Source organism: Paraburkholderia sp. BR10141 (assembly GCF_056155635.1).
Window position 1 is genome coordinate 136,761 of sequence record NZ_JBMIQH010000002.1, and the last position, 18,241, is coordinate 155,001.

17 protein-coding genes and 1 pseudogene are annotated in these 18,241 nt (G+C 63.7%); 5 read left to right on the forward strand and 13 right to left on the reverse strand.

All coding sequences use genetic code 11. The features are described 5' to 3' along the window. Positions 1-6: 6 nt before the first annotated feature. Together ACOJB8_RS03185 and ACOJB8_RS03190 are read right to left on the reverse strand one after the other, a co-directional pair. Positions 7-558: a methylated-DNA--[protein]-cysteine S-methyltransferase gene (locus ACOJB8_RS03185; protein WP_475011020.1), complete on the reverse strand. Its 552-nt coding sequence runs from the start codon at positions 556-558 to the stop codon at positions 7-9. Between the two features lie 27 nt (positions 559-585). Beyond that, positions 586-1,311 (reverse strand): 2OG-Fe(II) oxygenase, encoded by a 726-nt coding sequence (locus ACOJB8_RS03190; protein ID WP_475011021.1) that lies wholly within the window; start codon positions 1,309-1,311, stop codon positions 586-588. Positions 1,312-1,554: 243 nt separating this feature from the next. Here ACOJB8_RS03190 and ACOJB8_RS03195 point away from each other — a divergent pair, with 243 nt between their 5' ends. Beyond that, positions 1,555-2,004 (forward strand): ester cyclase, encoded by a 450-nt coding sequence (locus ACOJB8_RS03195; protein ID WP_368606562.1) that lies wholly within the window; start codon positions 1,555-1,557, stop codon positions 2,002-2,004. Between the two features lie 192 nt (positions 2,005-2,196). Here the strand turns inward: ACOJB8_RS03195 and ACOJB8_RS03200 are convergent, their stop codons facing one another. The 10 genes from ACOJB8_RS03200 to ACOJB8_RS03245 all read right to left on the reverse strand — a co-directional run bounded on the left by ACOJB8_RS03200 (position 2,197) and on the right by ACOJB8_RS03245 (position 11,853). Next, positions 2,197-2,538, reverse strand: a complete 342-nt coding sequence (locus tag ACOJB8_RS03200; protein ID WP_368619723.1) for a Rieske (2Fe-2S) protein — start codon at positions 2,536-2,538, stop codon at positions 2,197-2,199. Positions 2,539-2,541: 3 nt separating this feature from the next. Continuing rightward, positions 2,542-2,862, reverse strand: a complete 321-nt coding sequence (locus ACOJB8_RS03205; RefSeq protein ID WP_069262975.1) for a YciI family protein — start codon at positions 2,860-2,862, stop codon at positions 2,542-2,544. Next, a complete protein-coding gene (locus tag ACOJB8_RS03210) occupies positions 2,859-3,731 on the reverse strand; it encodes an intradiol ring-cleavage dioxygenase (RefSeq protein ID WP_475011022.1) in 873 nt (290 codons plus the stop codon). Before ACOJB8_RS03210 ends, ACOJB8_RS03205 begins: the two co-directional genes overlap by 4 nt. 55 nt (positions 3,732-3,786) lie before the next feature. Then, the gene (locus tag ACOJB8_RS03215) at positions 3,787-4,854 is read right to left on the reverse strand and encodes a maleylacetate reductase (RefSeq protein ID WP_368619721.1); all 1,068 of its coding nucleotides are present in this window, start codon (positions 4,852-4,854) and stop codon (positions 3,787-3,789) included. Between the two features lie 7 nt (positions 4,855-4,861). Continuing rightward, positions 4,862-6,328: an aldehyde dehydrogenase family protein gene (locus tag ACOJB8_RS03220; protein WP_475011023.1), complete on the reverse strand. Its 1,467-nt coding sequence runs from the start codon at positions 6,326-6,328 to the stop codon at positions 4,862-4,864. A 52-nt stretch (positions 6,329-6,380) separates the two neighbouring features. Next, entirely contained in the window at positions 6,381-7,400 is a 1,020-nt protein-coding gene (locus ACOJB8_RS03225; RefSeq protein ID WP_069262979.1) for a hydroxyquinol 1,2-dioxygenase, read from the reverse strand. A 41-nt stretch (positions 7,401-7,441) separates the two neighbouring features. Continuing rightward, complete coding sequence (locus ACOJB8_RS03230; protein WP_475011024.1) at positions 7,442-7,936, reverse strand: cupin domain-containing protein; 495 nt, start codon at positions 7,934-7,936, stop codon at positions 7,442-7,444. 130 nt (positions 7,937-8,066) lie between these two features. Next, entirely contained in the window at positions 8,067-8,996 is a 930-nt protein-coding gene (locus ACOJB8_RS03235) for a LysR family transcriptional regulator (RefSeq protein ID WP_069262981.1), read from the reverse strand. An 88-nt stretch (positions 8,997-9,084) separates the two neighbouring features. Continuing rightward, positions 9,085-10,368 (reverse strand): MFS transporter, encoded by a 1,284-nt coding sequence (locus ACOJB8_RS03240; protein WP_069262982.1) that lies wholly within the window; start codon positions 10,366-10,368, stop codon positions 9,085-9,087. Between the two features lie 399 nt (positions 10,369-10,767). After that, the gene (locus ACOJB8_RS03245; RefSeq protein ID WP_368606556.1) at positions 10,768-11,853 is read right to left on the reverse strand and encodes an aromatic acid exporter family protein; all 1,086 of its coding nucleotides are present in this window, start codon (positions 11,851-11,853) and stop codon (positions 10,768-10,770) included. A gap of 324 nt (positions 11,854-12,177) precedes the next feature. On the opposite strand from ACOJB8_RS03245, the gene ACOJB8_RS03250 reads away from it, so the two are divergent. The 3 genes and pseudogenes from ACOJB8_RS03250 to argG all read left to right on the forward strand — a co-directional run bounded on the left by ACOJB8_RS03250 (position 12,178) and on the right by argG (position 15,248). Further along, positions 12,178-13,188, forward strand: a complete 1,011-nt coding sequence (locus ACOJB8_RS03250) for a glycosyltransferase family 2 protein (protein WP_475011025.1) — start codon at positions 12,178-12,180, stop codon at positions 13,186-13,188. Positions 13,189-13,505: 317 nt separating this feature from the next. Next, positions 13,506-13,738: pseudogene (locus ACOJB8_RS03255) on the forward strand (GntR family transcriptional regulator); the annotation flags it as partial. Positions 13,739-13,913: 175 nt separating this feature from the next. After that, on the forward strand, positions 13,914-15,248 hold the full coding sequence (gene argG, locus ACOJB8_RS03260; protein WP_069263475.1) for an argininosuccinate synthase: 1,335 nt from the start codon (positions 13,914-13,916) through the stop codon (positions 15,246-15,248). Positions 15,249-15,502: 254 nt separating this feature from the next. Here argG and ACOJB8_RS03265 read toward each other — a convergent pair whose 3' ends face one another. Beyond that, positions 15,503-16,846: a replication initiation protein gene (locus ACOJB8_RS03265; protein ID WP_256094574.1), complete on the reverse strand. Its 1,344-nt coding sequence runs from the start codon at positions 16,844-16,846 to the stop codon at positions 15,503-15,505. A 1,048-nt stretch (positions 16,847-17,894) separates the two neighbouring features. Here ACOJB8_RS03265 and ACOJB8_RS03270 point away from each other — a divergent pair. After that, positions 17,895-18,230 carry a hypothetical protein gene (locus ACOJB8_RS03270; protein WP_475011026.1) on the forward strand — a complete coding sequence of 112 codons (336 nt, stop codon included), beginning with the start codon at positions 17,895-17,897 and terminating at the stop codon, positions 18,228-18,230. Positions 18,231-18,241: the final 11 nt, after the last annotated feature.

Here is an 18,241-nt window from a genome sequence, read left to right on the forward strand (position 1 = left end):
TTCGTTTCAAAATCCCGGGAGCGTTGCCGTCTGCGGAACCTCGCGCGCGGCCGCAATCGCCTTCTCGTGTTCGAGCAGCCAGCGCTTGCGATGCAGGCCCCACGCGTAGCCCTTCAACTCGCCGTTGCTGGCAATCACGCGATGGCACGGCACGACGATAGCGATGGGATTCGCGCCGTTCGCCGCGCCGATGTCGATCGCCGCGCGCGGGTCTTCGAATCCCAGCGCTTTTGCGAGCTTGCCGTAGCTGGTGGTGGTGCCGGCCGGAATGTGACGCAACGCCGCCCAGACCTTTTCTTCCAGGTCCGAGCCCGCCATGACGACCGGGAGTGGATCGAGCGCGTTCAATTCGCCCGAGAAATAGCGCGTCATGGCGTCGGCAATCGACGCCGGCGCGGCGGCGTCGATCAATTCGGCACCCCCGTAACGATCGCGCAGACCGCGATGCAGACGCGCGCGGTGATCGGAGAATTCGAGCGCATACAGCCGATGCTGCACGTCGCTCACCAGCATGAGATCGCCAGGCGGCGACTCGATACGGCTGAGAAACAGTTGCATGATGCGTTCCTTCGCGTCGTGCGCGCGCTAACGTGAATCGTGAAAAATCAGGCCGACGGTATGACGCTTGCCGCTGCGCAGTACGCTCACGCCGTGCCGCATCGCGACCCTGCGCGTGCCGCCGCGCCGGTTCGCAGCCGGCCGCTGGTTGACGGTGAACAGCACCGCGTCGCCCTGGTCCAGCGGAATCACTTCGGCGCATTGACCGTTCGACGCGCTCTGCGTCATCACGAATTCGCCGCCCTCGAAATCGACGCCGGGGCGTGAGAGCAGCATCGCCACCTGCAGCGGAAACACATGCTCGCCGTACAAGTCCTGGTGCAGGCAGTTATAGTCGCCCGGGCCGTATTCGAGGATGAGCGGTGTCGGGCACGTTTGCCCCGCGCGGTGGCATCGATCGAGAAACGCGTCGAGATCGGCCGGGTACTGCGTGTCGATCCCCAGTTGCTCGTTCCAGCGGTTCGCGATCGGCGCGAGGGACGGATAGAGCGCATGCCGCAAGCGCTGAAGCAGCGACGGCAGCGGATACGCGAAGTACTTGTATTCCCCGCGCCCGAAATTGTGACGCGCCATGACGATGCGCGAGCGAAAGCCATCGTCCCTCGCGTAGAGGGCGGCAAGCTGTGCGCATTGTTCGGGCCTGAGCACGCGGGGCAGCACTGCGTAGCCGCGCATGTCGAGCGATCGCTCGATCTCGACCCAGTCATATGTTCCGGATTCCCGCTTCTCTGCCCGCATGGCCCCGGTACTCATCGCGTGTATCCCTCCTCTCGCAAGCGGCATTTTCGCCGATCTCCCATACAGACCAACGATACGCCTACGCTCCGCGCGTTCCGATCCGAATGTTGCGCTCTAATTCGGCGCGCGCCACGGCGTGAATGCCATGCGAATGTCACGGCAAGAAACGGGTATTGACGAGGTTTGCCTGTCGATATCGTTCATTTCAGGCGCAGCAATCCTGCTTCGCCATGAATCGAGATCAGCAAGGAGTCGAACATGTCGATGGAAGAGGACAACAAGGCGATCGTTGGCCGCTGGTTCACGCGCTTCTGGGGCGAAACCTGCGACCTCGGCGTCGTCGACGAGCTGGCCGCGCCGGACATGCTGCTCAAGTATTCGCTGCACGAGCCGCGCCGCGGACGCGAAGACATCAAGGCGTTCATGACCGGCTTTCGCGCGGCGTTCCCTAATCTGAACTTCTGGGGCGCGGCCGACTTGATCGCCGAAGGCGAGTACGTGGTGGGCCAGTGGGAAGGCGGCGGCACGCATTCGGGCCCGGCGTTCGGGGACTTTCTCGCGGGATCGTTGCCGGCGGCGAGCGGCCGCAAGATGCATTTCACCGGCACGACGGTGTTGCGCCTGAAAGACGGCAAGATCGTCGAGGAGATCGGACTCGACGACGGCGTAACGGCGCTCACGCAGCTCGGGCTCATCAAGCGCGTCTGATAGCGCGGCGAATGGAAGGTCTCACATAGGGAGTCGAATCATGTCACAGCTTGCTCCGCTCCTCGCCCTTCACGCGCTCGCGGCTCAACGCGGCGACGGGCTGCGGCCTGAACTGCTCGCACTGTTCCTGCGCCATTCGCATTCGCATGCCGGACTCAGTGCGAGCATCGACGCCCTATGCGTGGAAGACGGTCAGGCGCCGCCGCAATGCGCCACGACGTTGGACTGCGCATCGAGCCAGACGGGAATGGCATCGAGCTTGGCTCCCGCGCACGGGCCTTCGACGCACTGCCCGTCTTCGAAGCGAAACAATGCGCTGTGATGCGCGCACATGATCACCTGGGCGCGATACGTTGGCACATGGCCGGGCTCGTAGTCGAGCGGCACCGAGAAGTGCGGGCAGCGGTTCGCGTACGCCCACACTTCGCCGGCACGCCGCACGACGACGACCGGCCGCCCCGCGAGGGCGGCGTCGATCACGCGCGCGCCCCCGTCGGGCACATCGTCAAGGCAACACAGGCACACGGTCTGCATGGTTCACACTCTTTGCTCAGGATTGCCAAGATTCCAGTCCCATGGACGAATCTCTACGTGCTCGAACAACCCCGCCAACGTATAGGGATCGTCGCGCACGAAGCGCATCACGTCGTCGTATCCTTCCGCCTCGATCACGAGGAGCGTGCCGTTGAGCGCGTCGCAATGCGGCGCGAGCGTCGAGCCGCCCAACCGCACGAACACCCCACGCTGCGCGGCCGAGCGCAGATAGGTGCGATGCACCGCGCGCACGCGCTCGCGGACGTCGCGCATGCCGGGCTTGTCGGTGGCGAATACGGCGTAGTAGCGCGTGTGCGGTCTCATGCGCGCTCCAGCACGAAGTCGTAGCGCGCCTCGCGAAAGCCGCCCTCGAACCCGAACTGCTGCGCGGCCGCCTCGCCCGCCGCGTGCTCGCGATAGTCGACGAGCAGCGAGGGCTTTACGCCGAACACCGCATCCGAATCCAGATACGGGTCGTTCTGGTTGAACAGGTGCGTCACGAGCGTGCTGTGGCTCGGCGCCGTGATCATGAAGTGCAGATGGGCGGGCCGCCACGGATGCCGCCCCGTGGCGTCGAGCATGCGGCCCACCGGGCCGTCGGTCGGAATGGGATAGCACACGGGCACGATGGTGCGGATCGCATAGCGGCCTTCGGCGTCGGTGCGATAACGGCCGCGCAGGTTGCCGTGCGGTTGCTCGGTGTCCTGCCCCGAGTACATGCCGTTGTCCGCCGTCTGCCACACGTCGAGCAAGGCGTTCGCGATTGGCTTGCCGTCGGTCGTCAGCACGCGGCCATGCACGAGGGCCGGCGTACCCGGCGTGAACGCCATGTTCTCGCCATAGGCGCGTTCCGGCATGCCTTCGATATAGAACGGGCCGAACACGGTCGTATCGGTCGCGCCGGAAGCGTAGCGGTGGTTGATCGCGTCGACGAGCATCGACACGCCCAGCGTGTCGGAAAGCAGGATGAATTCCTGGCGGACGACGTCGTCGCACATCTGGCCCGTCTCGGTCAAAAAGCGGATCGCGGCAAACCACTCCGCCTCTGTCGGCTCGACTTCGCGCACGTAAGCGTGCAGGTGCCGCACGAGGCTTTGCATCAGCGTGCGCAGGCGCGCGTCGGGTGTGTTCGCGAAGCGGCCCACGACCTGTTCCGTCAAGGCGCGTTCGGCTTCGGTGTCATGCATCGACATGGTTGTCTCCTTTCCTTCGTTTTGCGCGCCACGCTCGCGGCGTGGCACGGCCCGGCTAACGCGGCGCCAAGCCTTCCCACGCGCGTTGCAGCAATGCGCGGATCGCCGCGCGCTCCAACGGTCGCGGATTGGGATAGGCATTCGTACACGCGAGATCGGCCGCTTCGTCGAGGCCCGCTTCGGGCATACCGATCTCCGCGAGCGAAAGCGCAATGCCAAGCGACTCGTTCAACGCGTAGAGCCGTGGCCCGGCTTCGTCCGCCTGCGCGCCGCCGAGCGCACGCGCCACACGCTCGAGCGCGTGTGGCGCGGCCGCGTGGTTGTAGTGCGCCGTATGCGGCAGCATGACCGCATGCGTTTGCGCGTGCGGCAGGTTGAAGGTGCCGCCGAGCGTGTGGCAGAGCTTGTGATGCAGCGCCATGCTCACCGCGCCCAGGGAAGTGCCCGCGAGCCATGCGCCATACAGCGCGCGACTGCGCATCGCCGCGTCGTCCGGGCGACGCACGACACCGGGCAGCGCCTCGCCCAACGCGCGAATCGATTCTTCGGCCATCAGGCTGATCACCGGGTTCGCGTCCTCTGCGTAGAGCGCCTCGACCGCGTGCGCCATTGCGTTTATGCCCGAAGCCGCCGAAATGCCGGCCGGCAGCGAGACCGTGAGCGACGGATCGTAGATCACGGTGCGCGGCAGCACGCGCAGGTCGCGCCCGGTCTTTTTCAGACGCCCTTCGGTGAGACCGTAGATGGGCGTCATCTCCGAGCCCGCATAGGTCGTGGGCACGGCGACGATCGGCAGCGCCGATTCGAGCGCGATGGCCTTGCCAAGGCCGATGGTCGAGCCGCCGCCCACGGCCACGCAGCACTGCGCGTCCAGCGCCGCCGCTTTCTCGCGTGCGGCCCGCGCGACCTCCACGGGCACGTGCATGACTGCTTCGGCATGGATGCCCGCGGCGCGCTCGCCGAGCAGGCGCGCGACTTCTTCAGCGAGCGGCCGCTGCTCGGGCGTCGAGAGGATCAACGCGCGGCGCGCGCCCAGCCGGTCCACTTCTTCGGGCAACCGCGCGAGGTTGCCCCAGCCGAACACCACGCGCGACGGCAAGCCCTGATAAACGAAGCGATCCATACGTGCCTCAACGCTTGAAGTGGGGCGGCACCTGGGCGTCCACGTTGACCCACACCGAGCGGGCCTCCGTGTAGTCGTGCATCGCCTCGAAGCCCATTTCGCGACCGTAGCCCGATTGACCGACGCCGCCGAACGGGCTGCCCGGATTCACGCGCTTGTAGCAGTTCACCCAGCACATGCCCGCCTGAATCTTGCCCGCGATGCTGTGCGCGCGCGAGAGGTCGCGCGTCCACAGGCCGCTGCCGAGACCGTAGTCTGTGCCGTTGGCAATCGCGAGCGCTTCTTCGTCGGAGTTGAAGCGCAGCACGGTCACGAACGGGCCGAACACCTCTTCCTGCGCGATGCGATCGTCCGGCGTCTTCGCCTCGATCACCGTGGGGCGCACGTAGTAGCCGTTGGCGAGCGCGGGGTCCTGCGGCGCGGTGCCGCCCGTGAGGACGCGCCCGCCCTGCTCGCGCGCCACGTCCACGAAGGCCTTCACGCGCTCCAGATGCTGCAGCGAAGTGAGCGGCCCCATTTCTGTTTCGGGGTCCAAAGGATTACCGACACGAATCGAAGCAGCGAGCGCCGCAAAGCGTTCGAGAAATTCGTCGGCGATGCGCTCGTGCAGCACCAGACGCGAACCCGCAATGCACGCCTGCCCCTGGTTGTGGAAGATCGCCCAGGCCGCGCCGTTGATGGCGGCGTCGAGATTGGCGTCGTCGAACACGATATTGGCGCCCTTGCCGCCCAGTTCGAGCTGCACGCGCTTCAGGTTGCCCTTCGAGGCCTCCACGATGCGCCGCCCCGTCGCCGTCGAGCCGGTGAAGGCGATCTTGCCCACGCCCTCGTGTTCCGCAAGCCGCTGGCCGGCCGTATGTCCGTAGCCCGGCACGATGTTGACGACACCCGCGGGAAAGCCCACTTCCGCCATCAGCTCGACGATGCGCAGCGTGGAAAGCGGCGTGATTTCCGAGGGCTTCAGCACCACCGTGTTGCCGGCCGCGAGCGCCGGGCCCATCTTCCAGCTCGTGAACATGAGCGGGAAATTCCACGGCACGATCTGGCCCACCACGCCAATGGGCGCGCGCTGCACGTAGTTGAGAAAGCCCGTTTCGACCGGAATGACCGAGCCTTGCAGCTTGTCGGCCATGCCGCCGAAGTAGCGGAAGCACGCCGCCGTGCGCGGCACGTCCAGCGCGCGCGAATCGCGGATCGGGTGCCCCGTGTCGAGCGATTCCAGTTGCGCGAGTTCTTCGCCGTTCGCTTCGATGGCGTCGGCCAGACGCAGCAGCAGGCGGCCGCGTTCGGCAGCCGGCATCGCCGACCATTGCGGGAAGGCGCGCGTAGCGGCGGCCACGGCCAGATCGATGTCGGCGGCGGTGGCGGCGGCGATCTTCGTGATCAGCGAGCCGTCATGCGGATTGAGCACGTCGATGGTGCCGCCCTCGACGGCGTCGACGAAGCGGCCGGCGATGAACAATTGCGTTTGCATGAGTCATTCCTCGGTTGATGCTTAAGGCTTGCTGTGTAGCTGCGAAGCTCGTTCAAAACTCGACCGGATACGGCTTGAGTTCGCCGCTCTCGTAGCGCTTGGGCAAACCTGCGGTCGCGTTCTCCCACACGAGCAGCATCGAGCGCTTGGTCGAATAGCCCTGGTGGCGGATATCGGCGGGCATGGCGCAAATGTCGCCCGCGCGCATGGTGATGCGTGCGCGCGGCGCGCCGGTGTTCTTGTCGCCGATGTCCCAGACGATCTCGTCGGAGAGCTGCAGGAACCACTCCACGCGGTCGTTGCCGTGGAAAACCGGCAGGATGTATTCCTCCGTGGTCGGGCAGAACAGGCTCTGGCCGCACACCGAAGTGACCGAGGGGTTCCATGTCACGTCCGAGCGCGAGAGGTACTTGAAGAGGTTGAACGCGTGCAGCTCGCCTTCGAAGCCGGGCTCGGCGTGCACTTCGGGGTTGTCCTGAGGCACGTCGGCGAAGGCGCGGTTCACCGGGAGGTCGTCGCGCAGCGGCGAGTCGCCTTCGAGGCCCGGCATGCGGCGCGTGGCGATGCGCGTACGCTCGATCGCGGCATCGTTCTCGCCATGCTTGCGGCCGAATGCGGTACCGGTTTCCTCGGGCGCGGCGAACGGGTCGAAGCCTTCGTTGGTCCAGTCGTGCAGGATCGCCTTGAAGGTCGCCATGATGGTGGGCGTTTCGAATGTCTCGATATAGTCCACGCCGGCGTCCTTCATGATGCCGTTGAACGAGCCCGCATACACGTCCACCTTGCCGTAGTGGTTGCGCGTGCCGAACACGTGGTCGAAGTTCACCCAGCCGTAGAAGAAGCCCCAGGCCACGTCGCGCATCATGGCGCGCAGGAAGGCGTCGGCGGGGATGGCGTGCGTGCGCGTCTGCCCTTTCGCGGGCCACAGCACTTTCACGAAGTACTCGTCGCGCGTGAATTCGAACGCGCCGAGCGTGTAGCGGCGATAGCCGGTCACGGCGTCGGGCTCGCTCGCGCGCACGGTGTCGGCGGCAAAGCCTGCGGAATGGTCGAGGGTATCGAGGGTGGCCATGTCGTGTCTCCAGTAGTCGAGTGTTCGGATAGCGCGTGTTGTCAGTGCAGGCAGATATCCGCCCACTTCTGCACGGACAGTTCACCGGCCATGGTCTGCACGAGCGCCACGCCAGCCTTCTGCGCGCTGAAGCGATACGCGCAGCCGGCCGGCAGCAGCGCTTGATGGCCGCGGCGCAACACCACGTGGCCCATCTTGCGGCCCGCGGGCTGCTCGCCCGCGTCGACCGTGCCCGTACCGCCCTTGGGCGGCGTATCGAGCTTGATGAAGTCGATGCGCACTTCGCCATCCATCAGGATCACGAATTCATCGTGGGCGCAGGCGAACCAGCGCGATTGCCCTTCCGTGCGCAGCACCTCGATCACGTAGTCGAGGTTCTTGCCGACCACGACTTTCTCGTAGGGCGCCGAGCTTGCGGCGACTTCGAAGACATTGGAGAAAACATAGTGGCGGGCGTCGCCGCTCGTGATTTCGATCTCGCCCTTGCGATACTGCTCGAGCGAACCGAAGGCGGTGTGGAATGACGAATCGGTCATGGCTGTCTCCTGTTTTGGAAGGTTCGTTGGAATCAACTTTAGGAGCGCTGCGCGGCGGTAACAACCGGCGGCCAGGCAACTACGGCATTCGCGTTTCGCAAATAATCGCGGCAGGCGATCGTCGCAGGCGCTAGCGCACCCAGCCGCGCTCGATCAGCGGCACATCCCAGGCGGGCTCGGGGCCCAGATACTCGGCCAGAAACTCCACCAGCGCCTTCACTTTCAGGGCCTGGCGCTGCGTGGAGGGATACACGGCGGCAAAACTCAATGCCGATAGGTGGTAGTCGGTGAGGATCGGCACGAGCGAACCGTTTAGGAGCGCCTCGCTCGCCACGAGCGTAGGCAGGCACACCACGCCGCCGCCCGTGAGCGCGTAATCGCGCAGCAAATGCACCGAGTTCGAGCGGATCATGCCGGGCAACTCCATCTCCACGACTTCGTCGCCGCGTGTCATCGTCCAGCGGTTGCGCGAGGGATAGCCCGAATAGAGCGCCGTGGTGTGCTGCAGCAATTCGCGCGGATGCTGCGGCGCGCCATGCTCCTCCAGATAAGCGGGCGTGGCGCAAAAGAGCCGCCGCACCGAAAAGAGCCGTCGCTCGATCAGCGAATCGGAAATCGGCGGGAAGATCTGGAAAGCGACGTCGAAGCCTTCTTCGATCGGATCGACCACGCGGTCGTTGACGATCACGTCGAGCTGGATGCCGGGATAGCGGCGGTTGAACTCGGCGAGCGGCGCGCCGAAATGGCCCAGCGCGAAGCCCGGCAACATCTGGATGCGCAGCCTGCCAGTGGGCGTGGCGCGCAGCTCGCGCATCTGGTCGGTCAGCTCGTTCACACGCCCCACCACCTCCGCGCACTCACGATAAAACGCCTCGCCGACTTCGGAGAGGCGCACGTGCCGCGTGCTGCGATGAAAGAGCGGGGCGTTGACGAACTTCTCCAGTTGCTGGATGCGGTTCGTCACGACCGAACTGGTCACGCCGAGTTGCCGGGCCGCCTCCGCGAAACTGCTCGTTTCCGCCACGCGCACAAACGCCTCGATGCTCAGGAATCGGTCCATGCTCCTCTCTTCTTCTCGGGTTCGGGCCCTTCAAGTATAGGGCCCGCCTCCGGGCGCTCGCGCCGCTCTGCACGGGGCGGCGCGCACGCTACTCGGCCTGCCCCGCTGCAGGCAAGGGCGCGCCGGGGGCAACGGGGGCGGCGGCCTCGCTGCGCCGCAACTTCGCAGGCGCGGTTTCCTTGAGGAAGAGGCTCACCAGTACGCCGAGGAACACCGCGCCGATCGGCAGCCACAAAATGTTCTGGATACCGAAATGCGCTGCCACGAATCCGGCGAGTGCGGGCGCCACGCCGCCGCCGAAGATTTCGCCCGCGCCCACCACGAGGCCGATCGAAGTCGAGACCATGCCGGCCGGCGCGGCTTCTGTGGCAACCGGCCCCGAGAGCAGCGAAACAAGGCCGAGCGTGAAGAAAGACGCCGCGAACAGCACCGCGAAGAGCGCGAACGGCTGCGCGCCAAGACCGCGAAACACGATCAGCATGACAGCAGTGCCCACAAAGCCGACGACGCTCGCGAGGCGCCGGCCCAACAGATCCGAAAGCCCCGGCAAGCCGAACTGTCCGACGAAACCGCCAAAGCCAATTGCCGAGGCCACCACGCCCATGCGCTGGGTGTCGAGCGAAAGGTACTGCGTGAGATAGAGCGGCAGCATGGCGCCGAGCACGAACACGCCCGTCATGGCGCAGAAGAGCGCGACCATCGCCACGGGAATGTTGCGGCTGCGAATCACGTCACGCCAGTGGCCGCGTTCGGCCTTCGCCGCGGATGCGCCCGAATCAGGCGCAGGCGCGCCTTGCGGCTCACGGATCACGCGGTACATCAGCAAGCCGAGAATGAGGCCCGGCACCGACACGAGTGCGAACACCCAGCGCCAGCTCATCACGCCCAGCAACTGCGTCGCGATGATCGGCGAAAGCGCGAGACCGAACAGCGCGAAGCCGCTTTGCTGGAGTCCGAGATTGAAGCCGCGGCGCTTCGGATGCGAGGCATCGGCGGTGGCGGCGAAGCTGGTCGGGCAGAAAGAACCCTCCGCCACGCCCATCAGCGCGCGCACGGCCAGCAGGCTCGCGAAGCCGCCTGCGAGGCCCGAGAAGCCCGAGAGCAGCGAGAACGCGATGATCGCCGGGATCAGCACCTTGCGCCGCCCCACCTTGTCGGACATGCCGCCCATGACCGCCGCGAACACGCCCCACGAAAGGCCCAGGATACCGATGCAATTGCCGACATCCTGCGCATTGAGGTTGAGGTCCTTCATGATGGACGGGAACAACGGCGCGATCAGCCAGCGGTCGAGGCCCACGAGGCCGAAGCCCAGTGCCAGCAGCGTCACGGCTTTCCATTCGTAGGCCGTGTCCCATGTGTTCGGTTTCATCTCTGTCTCCTTGGGCCGGCCGGATGCCGCGCCACTCGTTCATGGTCGAAAACGGGTGTGCGACGCGACGTGCGCCACTGCGCGGGACGCTATCGACATCGACGACGCAAAGATAGTCGCAAGCGCAGCGTGATCAGTACCGGATAACGCCCGAATACGTCATTCGCGGATCGCGAACAATCGGGCGCGCAAGGCCGCCGGGCACGGCAGACGGGACGCTGCGAGCGGGGCGCGCCACGCGTTGCATCGCGGCGCGCCCACCCCAGGACAATTACGGGTAGACGCTCGCTGGCGCGCCGGGCGGTAGGCTTTCAGCGCATGAGTTGACCGGGCCCGAGCGATCTGCAGGCCGCCGCCGCGCGGATCGCGGGGAAGATCCGCGAGGAATGAGTGCGGCGCTCACGCTTTGCGCAAGTGCTCGGTATGCATGTCGCTCAGACGGCTCAGCAGGATGCCGTAGCCGGTCAAATGCCCGAGATAGACGCTCGTGAACACGCCCGTTGCGGGCAGCGCTTCGACAAGCGCATGCAGTTCACCGCGAGTCAGCGGCTCCACGAGTAGACCTGGGCGCTCCACCCGAAGGTCGGCCTGCGAAGCTAGTTGCCGGTGCACGTCCACGAGGCGCGCGAGGCCGAGCCGGTATGCCTCTTTCCATTGCGTATCGAGCGCCTCGTATTGCGCGTTGAACGTATCGAGCGTTTCAAGGAAGCCGACGATCGAATCGAACAGCTCGTGGTAGCACGCGAACAGCGGCAGGCGATCCCGATTGCGCTTCAAATGCGCCGACACCCACGACTGCTCGAGATCGGACTTGAGGAGATCGTGCGCCTGCTTCAGATTGCTGCTCGACACCCGCAGCGCAGCCGTCGCCGATTTCAGTTTCGTGCGGTCCAGCGTTTTCGTTGCAACCTCGGTGAGCAAGGCTTCGGCCTGTGCGTTGCCGTCGTTCACGAGCGTATTCGCCCAGAAGCCGTGATCGGGCGGAAAGGCAACCTGCTGGATGATGAAACCGAGCAGCATGCCGAGCACCACGCCGATCAGGCGCTGCTCCAGCAGCGGTATGTGCTCGCCCGTGTAGAGCACGAGCGTCATCGGCACGGTGATGCTCGTCATCTGGAACACCGAAGGCCGCATGCGCACGATCGTGAAGATCACGAGCGGCAGCAGGATCACGCCCAGCCACAAATGCGGCGCGGTCAGCCAGATCAGCAGCGTGCCGATCGGCATCGCGACGAGATTCGACATCACGCGCTTGTGGAAGTATCCGCGCGCCGCCGAGATGGAACTGCCGAGCGCGAGTGTGAGCATCGCCGAGCCGGAAAGCGCGACCGCCGCTTCAGGATACCCGCACGCGTACGGCACGCCGAATCCGATCCACATACCGAGCGTGAGTTTCGTGTATTTCGCGAGTTCGGAGAGGGAAAAGCGTGCGAGCGCACGACGAAACGGCGTGAGCGGTTTGTGGGCGTAGGAGATGGTGGCCATGGGTGCCGTCGGTCGTTTCAGGCGGAGCGCCAATGTTAACGCGATTGACGCGACTGTTCCGGCACTCAGTCCACCTCAGACGATTCCGGAGCATTTTTCCACCCCGGATTTTTTTCCGATTTGTAAGACCAAACGTCGGCACTTTGTGCGGATGCCGGCCAGTGTTGGCTTTGCGGGCCGCGCTGCGCAAGGCGCATTCCTTGCGAATTATTTTCAATTTCTTTCGCGTTTTGTTCCTTTACCGTCATGTGCAACGGATGAAGTTCGCATTACGAACCCACTTTTGCGAACGTCTCCGCATCCCTCAAGCACTGGGGTCTGCCCATGACGACAACAACGAAGGTCTCCATTTGCCTGCCGACGTACAACCGGCCTGAACTGCTGGTTCGCTGCATCGAATCGTGCCTCATGCAAACGCATGCGAACATCGAGATCGTGATCGGCGACGACTCGAGCGACGATCGCACGCAGCAGCTGATCGCCTCGCGTTACGGAGACGACCCGCGCATCGCCTACCGGCGCAACGTGCCGGCGCTCGGCCAGGCGCCCAACGTGGCCAGCCTTTTCGAGCGGGCGAGCGGAGACAAGATCCTCCTGATCCACGACGACGACTATCTGCTCGTGCACTGCATCGAGAAGCTGCTTGCGCAGTGGGAGCGTTATCCGGATCTGGAAGTCGCGTTCGGCGATCAATACGAAACCGATCACGACGGGCGCATCATGCACGCGGCCAGCGAACGCATGAACATCGCGTATCACCGTACGGCCAGCGCCGCGGGACTGCAACACCCGCCGGGCCGCGTGGGCATCGTGCAGATGTTCCCCAACAACGGCTGGCTTGCCAATGCGGCGCTCGTCAAGCGCATCGGCTACGACGACCGCTACGGCACCTGCTGCGATTACGTGTTCGGCACGCGCCTGTGCCTCGCGGCAAAGCGCGTGTGCTACGTGAACGAATACGTTTCGTGCTATCGCATCACAGACGTTTCGGTATCCCAGGCGACGCGCACGAGCATCAATGCCTCGTCGATCTCGGCGTGGCGTTTTCTCAACAGCCTCACGTTGCCGCCCGAACTCGAACCGGCGCGCAAGCTCGCCATGCGCCGGCTCGTGCCAATCGTGGTCTCGCTGCTCGCGCGCAATCGCGAGGCGCGCGCCGGGTTGCAGCTCGCACTCTGCAATCTCTACGCGTACCGCTTCGGCTTCAGCCCGCGACTCTACTATCACCTGCTGATGATCTGGAAAGCCACGCGGCGGCCCGGCGCGGACCCCGTCGCCCTGTTGGGCATGAAGGACGAGCAGGTCGTGGATACGTCCCGAACGCGCATGCCGTAGCGAACGCATCACGCCGTGAACGGGGCTGCAGGTCTGGGGTGCACCTTTCGTGACGGGCTCGCAGTCGTCCGTCTCGTTGGAATACGCGCACATGGCGTTGGCGAGCGCACCTGTACATGGCGTCTCCTTGCCGGACCGGTAGTCGATTGGATTGCCTTTTAGTGTCGACAGTTGGATTCAGCATATGGCGAATTCCCGCCTTTCTCCGAGACCTTCTCGCGACCGTGTTGACATCTCCGTAACCGCCCTGCGATTTCGAGAGCGAAGCGGGCGGCGGATTTGTTACACTCCGCGGCGCCCCGGGGGAAAGAAAGCGCATGGATGAAGACGTCGGCGTACTGGCCGCCCTGGAAACGGGCGAGCAGTCGAGCGTCGCCGAGATTGTCGACCGAGTGGCACGCGGCATCATCGAAGGCCGGCTCGTCCCGGCGACGACCCGAATTCGGTCGATCTCGCCAAACGCTTCGGTGTGAGCCCTACGCCTGTGCGTGAGGCGCTTTTCGCGCTCACGCGCGAAGGCCTCGTCGACTGGTCGCCGCGCCGCCGCCCGCCGCCTGCGCTGAGCAAGCGCCCTCGCTGCGCCCCTTTTTTATTAACGCGGACACCGCGGCGAACGGGGCCTGCCGCCCTCCCCGCCAGGCTTGCCGAAAGGCCGGGGATACAACATACTTGACGATTCGACCGAATTCCTTCCGTATTCTCGTTCTACCGGGTTCTTTCTCATCATGAGCACAATTCTTGAAAGCCTTCCGACCGGCCAAAAGGTCGGTATCGCCTTCTCCGGCGGCCTCGACACCAGCGCCGCGCTGCACTGGATGAAGCTCAAGGGCGCCGTGCCTTACGCCTATACGGCGAACCTGGGCCAGCCCGACGAAGACGACTACGATTCGATCCCGCGCCGCGCGACCGAATACGGCGCCGCCGGTGCACGCCTGATCGACTGCCGCGCGCAACTCGTGGCGGAAGGCATCGCCGCCCTGCAATGCGGCGCGTTCCACATCTCGACGGCCGGCGTCACGTACTTCAATACGACCCCGATCGGCCGCGCTGTGACGGGCACGATGCTCGTGGCGGCGATGAAGGAAGACGGCGTCAACATCTGGGGCGACGGTTCGACCTACAAGGGCAACGACATCGAGCGCTTCTACCGCTATGGCCTGCTCGTCAATCCGGACCTGAAGATCTACAAGCCGTGGCTCGACCAGCAGTTCATCGACGAACTGGGCGGCCGCTCCGAAATGTCGGAGTTCATGCGCCAGTCGGGCTTCGAATACAAGATGTCGGCCGAGAAGGCCTATTCGACGGACTCGAATCTGCTCGGCGCAACGCACGAAGCGAAGGACCTCGAAAGCCTGGAAAGCGGCATCAAGATCGTGAACCCGATCATGGGCGTGGCGTTCTGGCGCGACGACGTCAAGATCGACCGCGAAGAAGTGACGATCCGCTTCGAGGAAGGCCAGCCGGTCGCGCTGAACGGCCAGACTTTCCCGAACGCCGTGGAACTGCTGCTCGAGGCGAACCGCATCGGCGGCCGTCACGGTCTGGGCATGAGCGACCAGATCGAAAACCGCATCATCGAGGCGAAGAGCCGCGGCATCTACGAAGCCCCGGGTCTGGCGCTGCTTCACATCGCGTATGAGCGCCTCGTGACGGGCATCCACAACGAAGACACCATCGAGCAGTACCGCGAGAACGGCCGCCGCCTGGGCCGCCTGCTGTACCAGGGCCGCTGGTTCGACCCGCAGGCCATCATGCTGCGTGAGACGGCCCAGCACTGGGTGGCGCGCGCCATCACCGGCGAAGTGAAGATCGAACTGCGCCGCGGCAACGACTACTCGATCCTCAGCACGAAGTCGGACAACCTCACGTATCAGCCGGAGCGTCTGTCGATGGAGAAGGTCGCCTCGACGTTCTCGCCGCGCGACCGTATCGGCCAGCTGACGATGCGCAACCTCGACATCACCGACACGCGCGAGAAGCTGCGTGTGTACTCGAAGGTCGGTCTGCTCGCACCGGGTGCGGCTTATACGCTGCCGCAGCTGAACGACGAGAAGAAGTAAGGCGTCGTCGCTCAAGGGAGAAAGGGAAGGCACTGGGCCTTCCCTTTTTTTATGTCTGCGCGGGTTTGCGACTGGCGCTCGAGTTACCCACAGATTTTGTTGGCAAGCTTGTGGAGAACACCTGGGACGAGTGCCCTAACTCGTTGATCGACTGGATGTTTTCCGCTGCGTGAGCGCGGAAGGCAGTGACGGACTGCGAGGCCAGGCTGAAATACGCCCACCGACATATCAGCCGTCGAGCGTATTGAAGACACTCACTGCGCGGCAAGTTGCTTCATCTTCCCGTAGACGAATTGCCCGAAATACCACGACAGATCGGAGTGGTTGAGGATGTTCCCGTCGGAGAGCGCCCCCGCCTCGAGCTTCAGGCGGCGCAGCATGAGCTTGCCGGCCTGCGAGGCGATGTAGAGCCGCACCAGCTCCTTGCGGGTCTTCTCGTCGGCCGATTCGAAGTGCTCGCGGCCTTGCTTGACCTCCTCGTTGCGCTGCGAGCGCGCCTCTTCGTCGCGCGCTGCGATGCTCTGCTTCACCGCCGTGGTCGCGACCGTCCTGGCGGTCTCCTGAGCCGTCGCAGCCACGGCCAGCTCGCCCTGGATCGCCACCATCTTGCGCTCGGCCTCCGAGACCTGCCAGTTGTGGCTCAACGCCTTCATCAGATAGCCCGCAGGGCTCTTGGTCACCTTGCCCTGGTTGAGCCGGAAACGCGTGTATTCGATGGCCTGCTGGATGCGCTCGTCGGTCCAGCTCATGCGATGCTCCGCGATCACGTCGAACTGCTTGTTGGAGAGGCCGAACTCCTCCTTGAGCGTGAGCAGCAGGTCGTGCGCGTCGGGCTGCCGCGAAAGCAGCGCGGCGACCGTGTCCTTGCGCTTCATCCGGAAGCGGATCTTGTTGATTTTGCGCGAGGTTTCCGAGTCGGCCCGGGTTTCGTAGCTGAGGTCGATGTCGGATAGCTCGTTGATCTGGCGCACCGCCGGATCGAGATACTTGGGCCGGAAATGCTTGAACTCCGACGCGCTCGTACCGAGTTTGCCGGGCCAGCGCCGCATAACGTCGAGCTCGATCCAGTCGGTCAAGCCGGCCGCCACGAAGGGCAACACATAGTCGTAGATCGCGCGCGCATAGGTCTGCGAGAACGACGCCGTGATGCACAGGTTCAGCCAGTGATGCTTGTCGGGCCCGGTGATGTGGCGCAGCATGAGCGGCGGAATGCGGAACTGGATGCGCCCCTTGCCGATCTTGACGCTGCCCATCAGTTGCTCGGAAATCCACTGGTCGTCTTCGCTGGGCGCGCGGTCGGGCGGCGTGTCGGTCACCTCGATCAGCACGCGCTGCGCTTCCTTGATGACGCTCTGCAAATGGCGCACATTGCGGCTCTCATAGCGCATGAGCCACTTGAAGTAATTCAGGTCGACGTCGTAGATATCGCGCGGCGCGGGTTCCTGGGCGGCAATGAAATAGGCGGCGTCGATGAAACGGCGCGAAGACAGCCCAAGCCCATTGATGGCGACGAACACGTTGTTGCGCTGAAAACCGATCTCCCGCGTGCTCTCATTGATCGGCTGGCCGGACATCTCCTCAAAGAGACCCAGCGACATCTGCAGTGTTGTAGTCCTTCGCCCGCTCTCCTCCGACATACGCACGCTCTCCCCGTCGACATTGGCGGGCACTCTATCACTACGCAAACACAAGTCAACACAATAAACGTTACCTCAAACAGGCACCGGATTCGGCTCGCGCACAAAAAACGTACCTGATCGCACAAATATCTCTACAGCGGCGGCACATAAAACGGCACCCGGCCGCACATAAAACGGTGCAGCGAGCACATAGAACGGTGCTTTTGAAAGGCAAGTCCTTGAAAAGCAAGAAAATGGGTGCGTACGTTAGTTGGTTGGTGGGTTTTTATCTTTAAGTAAACAAACAAACCGCTCACAAAAAAAGATGCTCAGTGCGAACTTTTTCGTGTTGTGTCTCGCGATGCAGTGAGGGAATTCAAGAGGAATAACCCTTCAAAGCCCCGCACGTAAAGGCTCTCGGTGGCGGTGCATCGGGACTGGATTTGCTTTTCGCCCACCGAAACCCATGGAAAGGTAACGATTTCTGTGCAGTTCCAGTGATCTATGGAAGTGGTTTATGTGCAGAACGTCTTTACGCGAGCCGACATCAAGTTGGATGCGGCAAAGGTGGTCGATGGGACGTTATTCAGAAGTGACTTTTCGATGGGAGGAAGGAAGGCAACGGAATTTGTGCATGGCCGAGCGACGCCGTGATAGCAACGTTTTTTGTGCACATCCTGGAAGGCGGGCGGAAGGTAACGGTTATTGTGCGGTCGCCGTGTGATGATTCCGTCGTTTGCCGCCTGCGCGAGGTAACGAAATTTGTGCAGCGTTGGCGGTGAGATTCGTCCTGGTGGAACTGGGCTGCCTCGGGATAGCGAAATGGCAGCGGCATTGGGCGCGCAGGGGAAATCGGGTAACGGTTTTTGTGCCTTTACGGTGGTCGGCGCGTGCGCAACAAGGCTTTCCCTGCGCGTACGGTAACGGTTTTTGTGCAATCGTGGCCGGCCAGGGTGACTCGCAGAAATCTGGAAGCACAAAAATCGTTACCCGCCCGCTAGGTCAGGGGGGCTAAGCGGATCAGCCGGTGAAACTGCACAAAAACCGTGACTGTGCGGGGAGCATGGGAGCGACGAAGCCTGCGGGGAATGATCTGAAGCTGAATTTGCACAAAAACCTCGACCGACATCGTCAACAACGAGGTGCTCTGGCCCCGGCGGTTTGCACAAAAAATAGGCAGACCGCAGCGAAAGGGCCTACAACGGCCTGGGCGACGTTGCCGGTTTTTGCTGCTACTTTGCCCTTGGGAATGTTCCACGAGGGCAATACGGGCCGTTTTGAAGGGTCATTTTTTTTCATATCGCACTCAATTAGTGTGTTTTCATACGCTTTTGCTGTATTCTACGCTTTATCCAAATTCTGATAAAAAGCGTA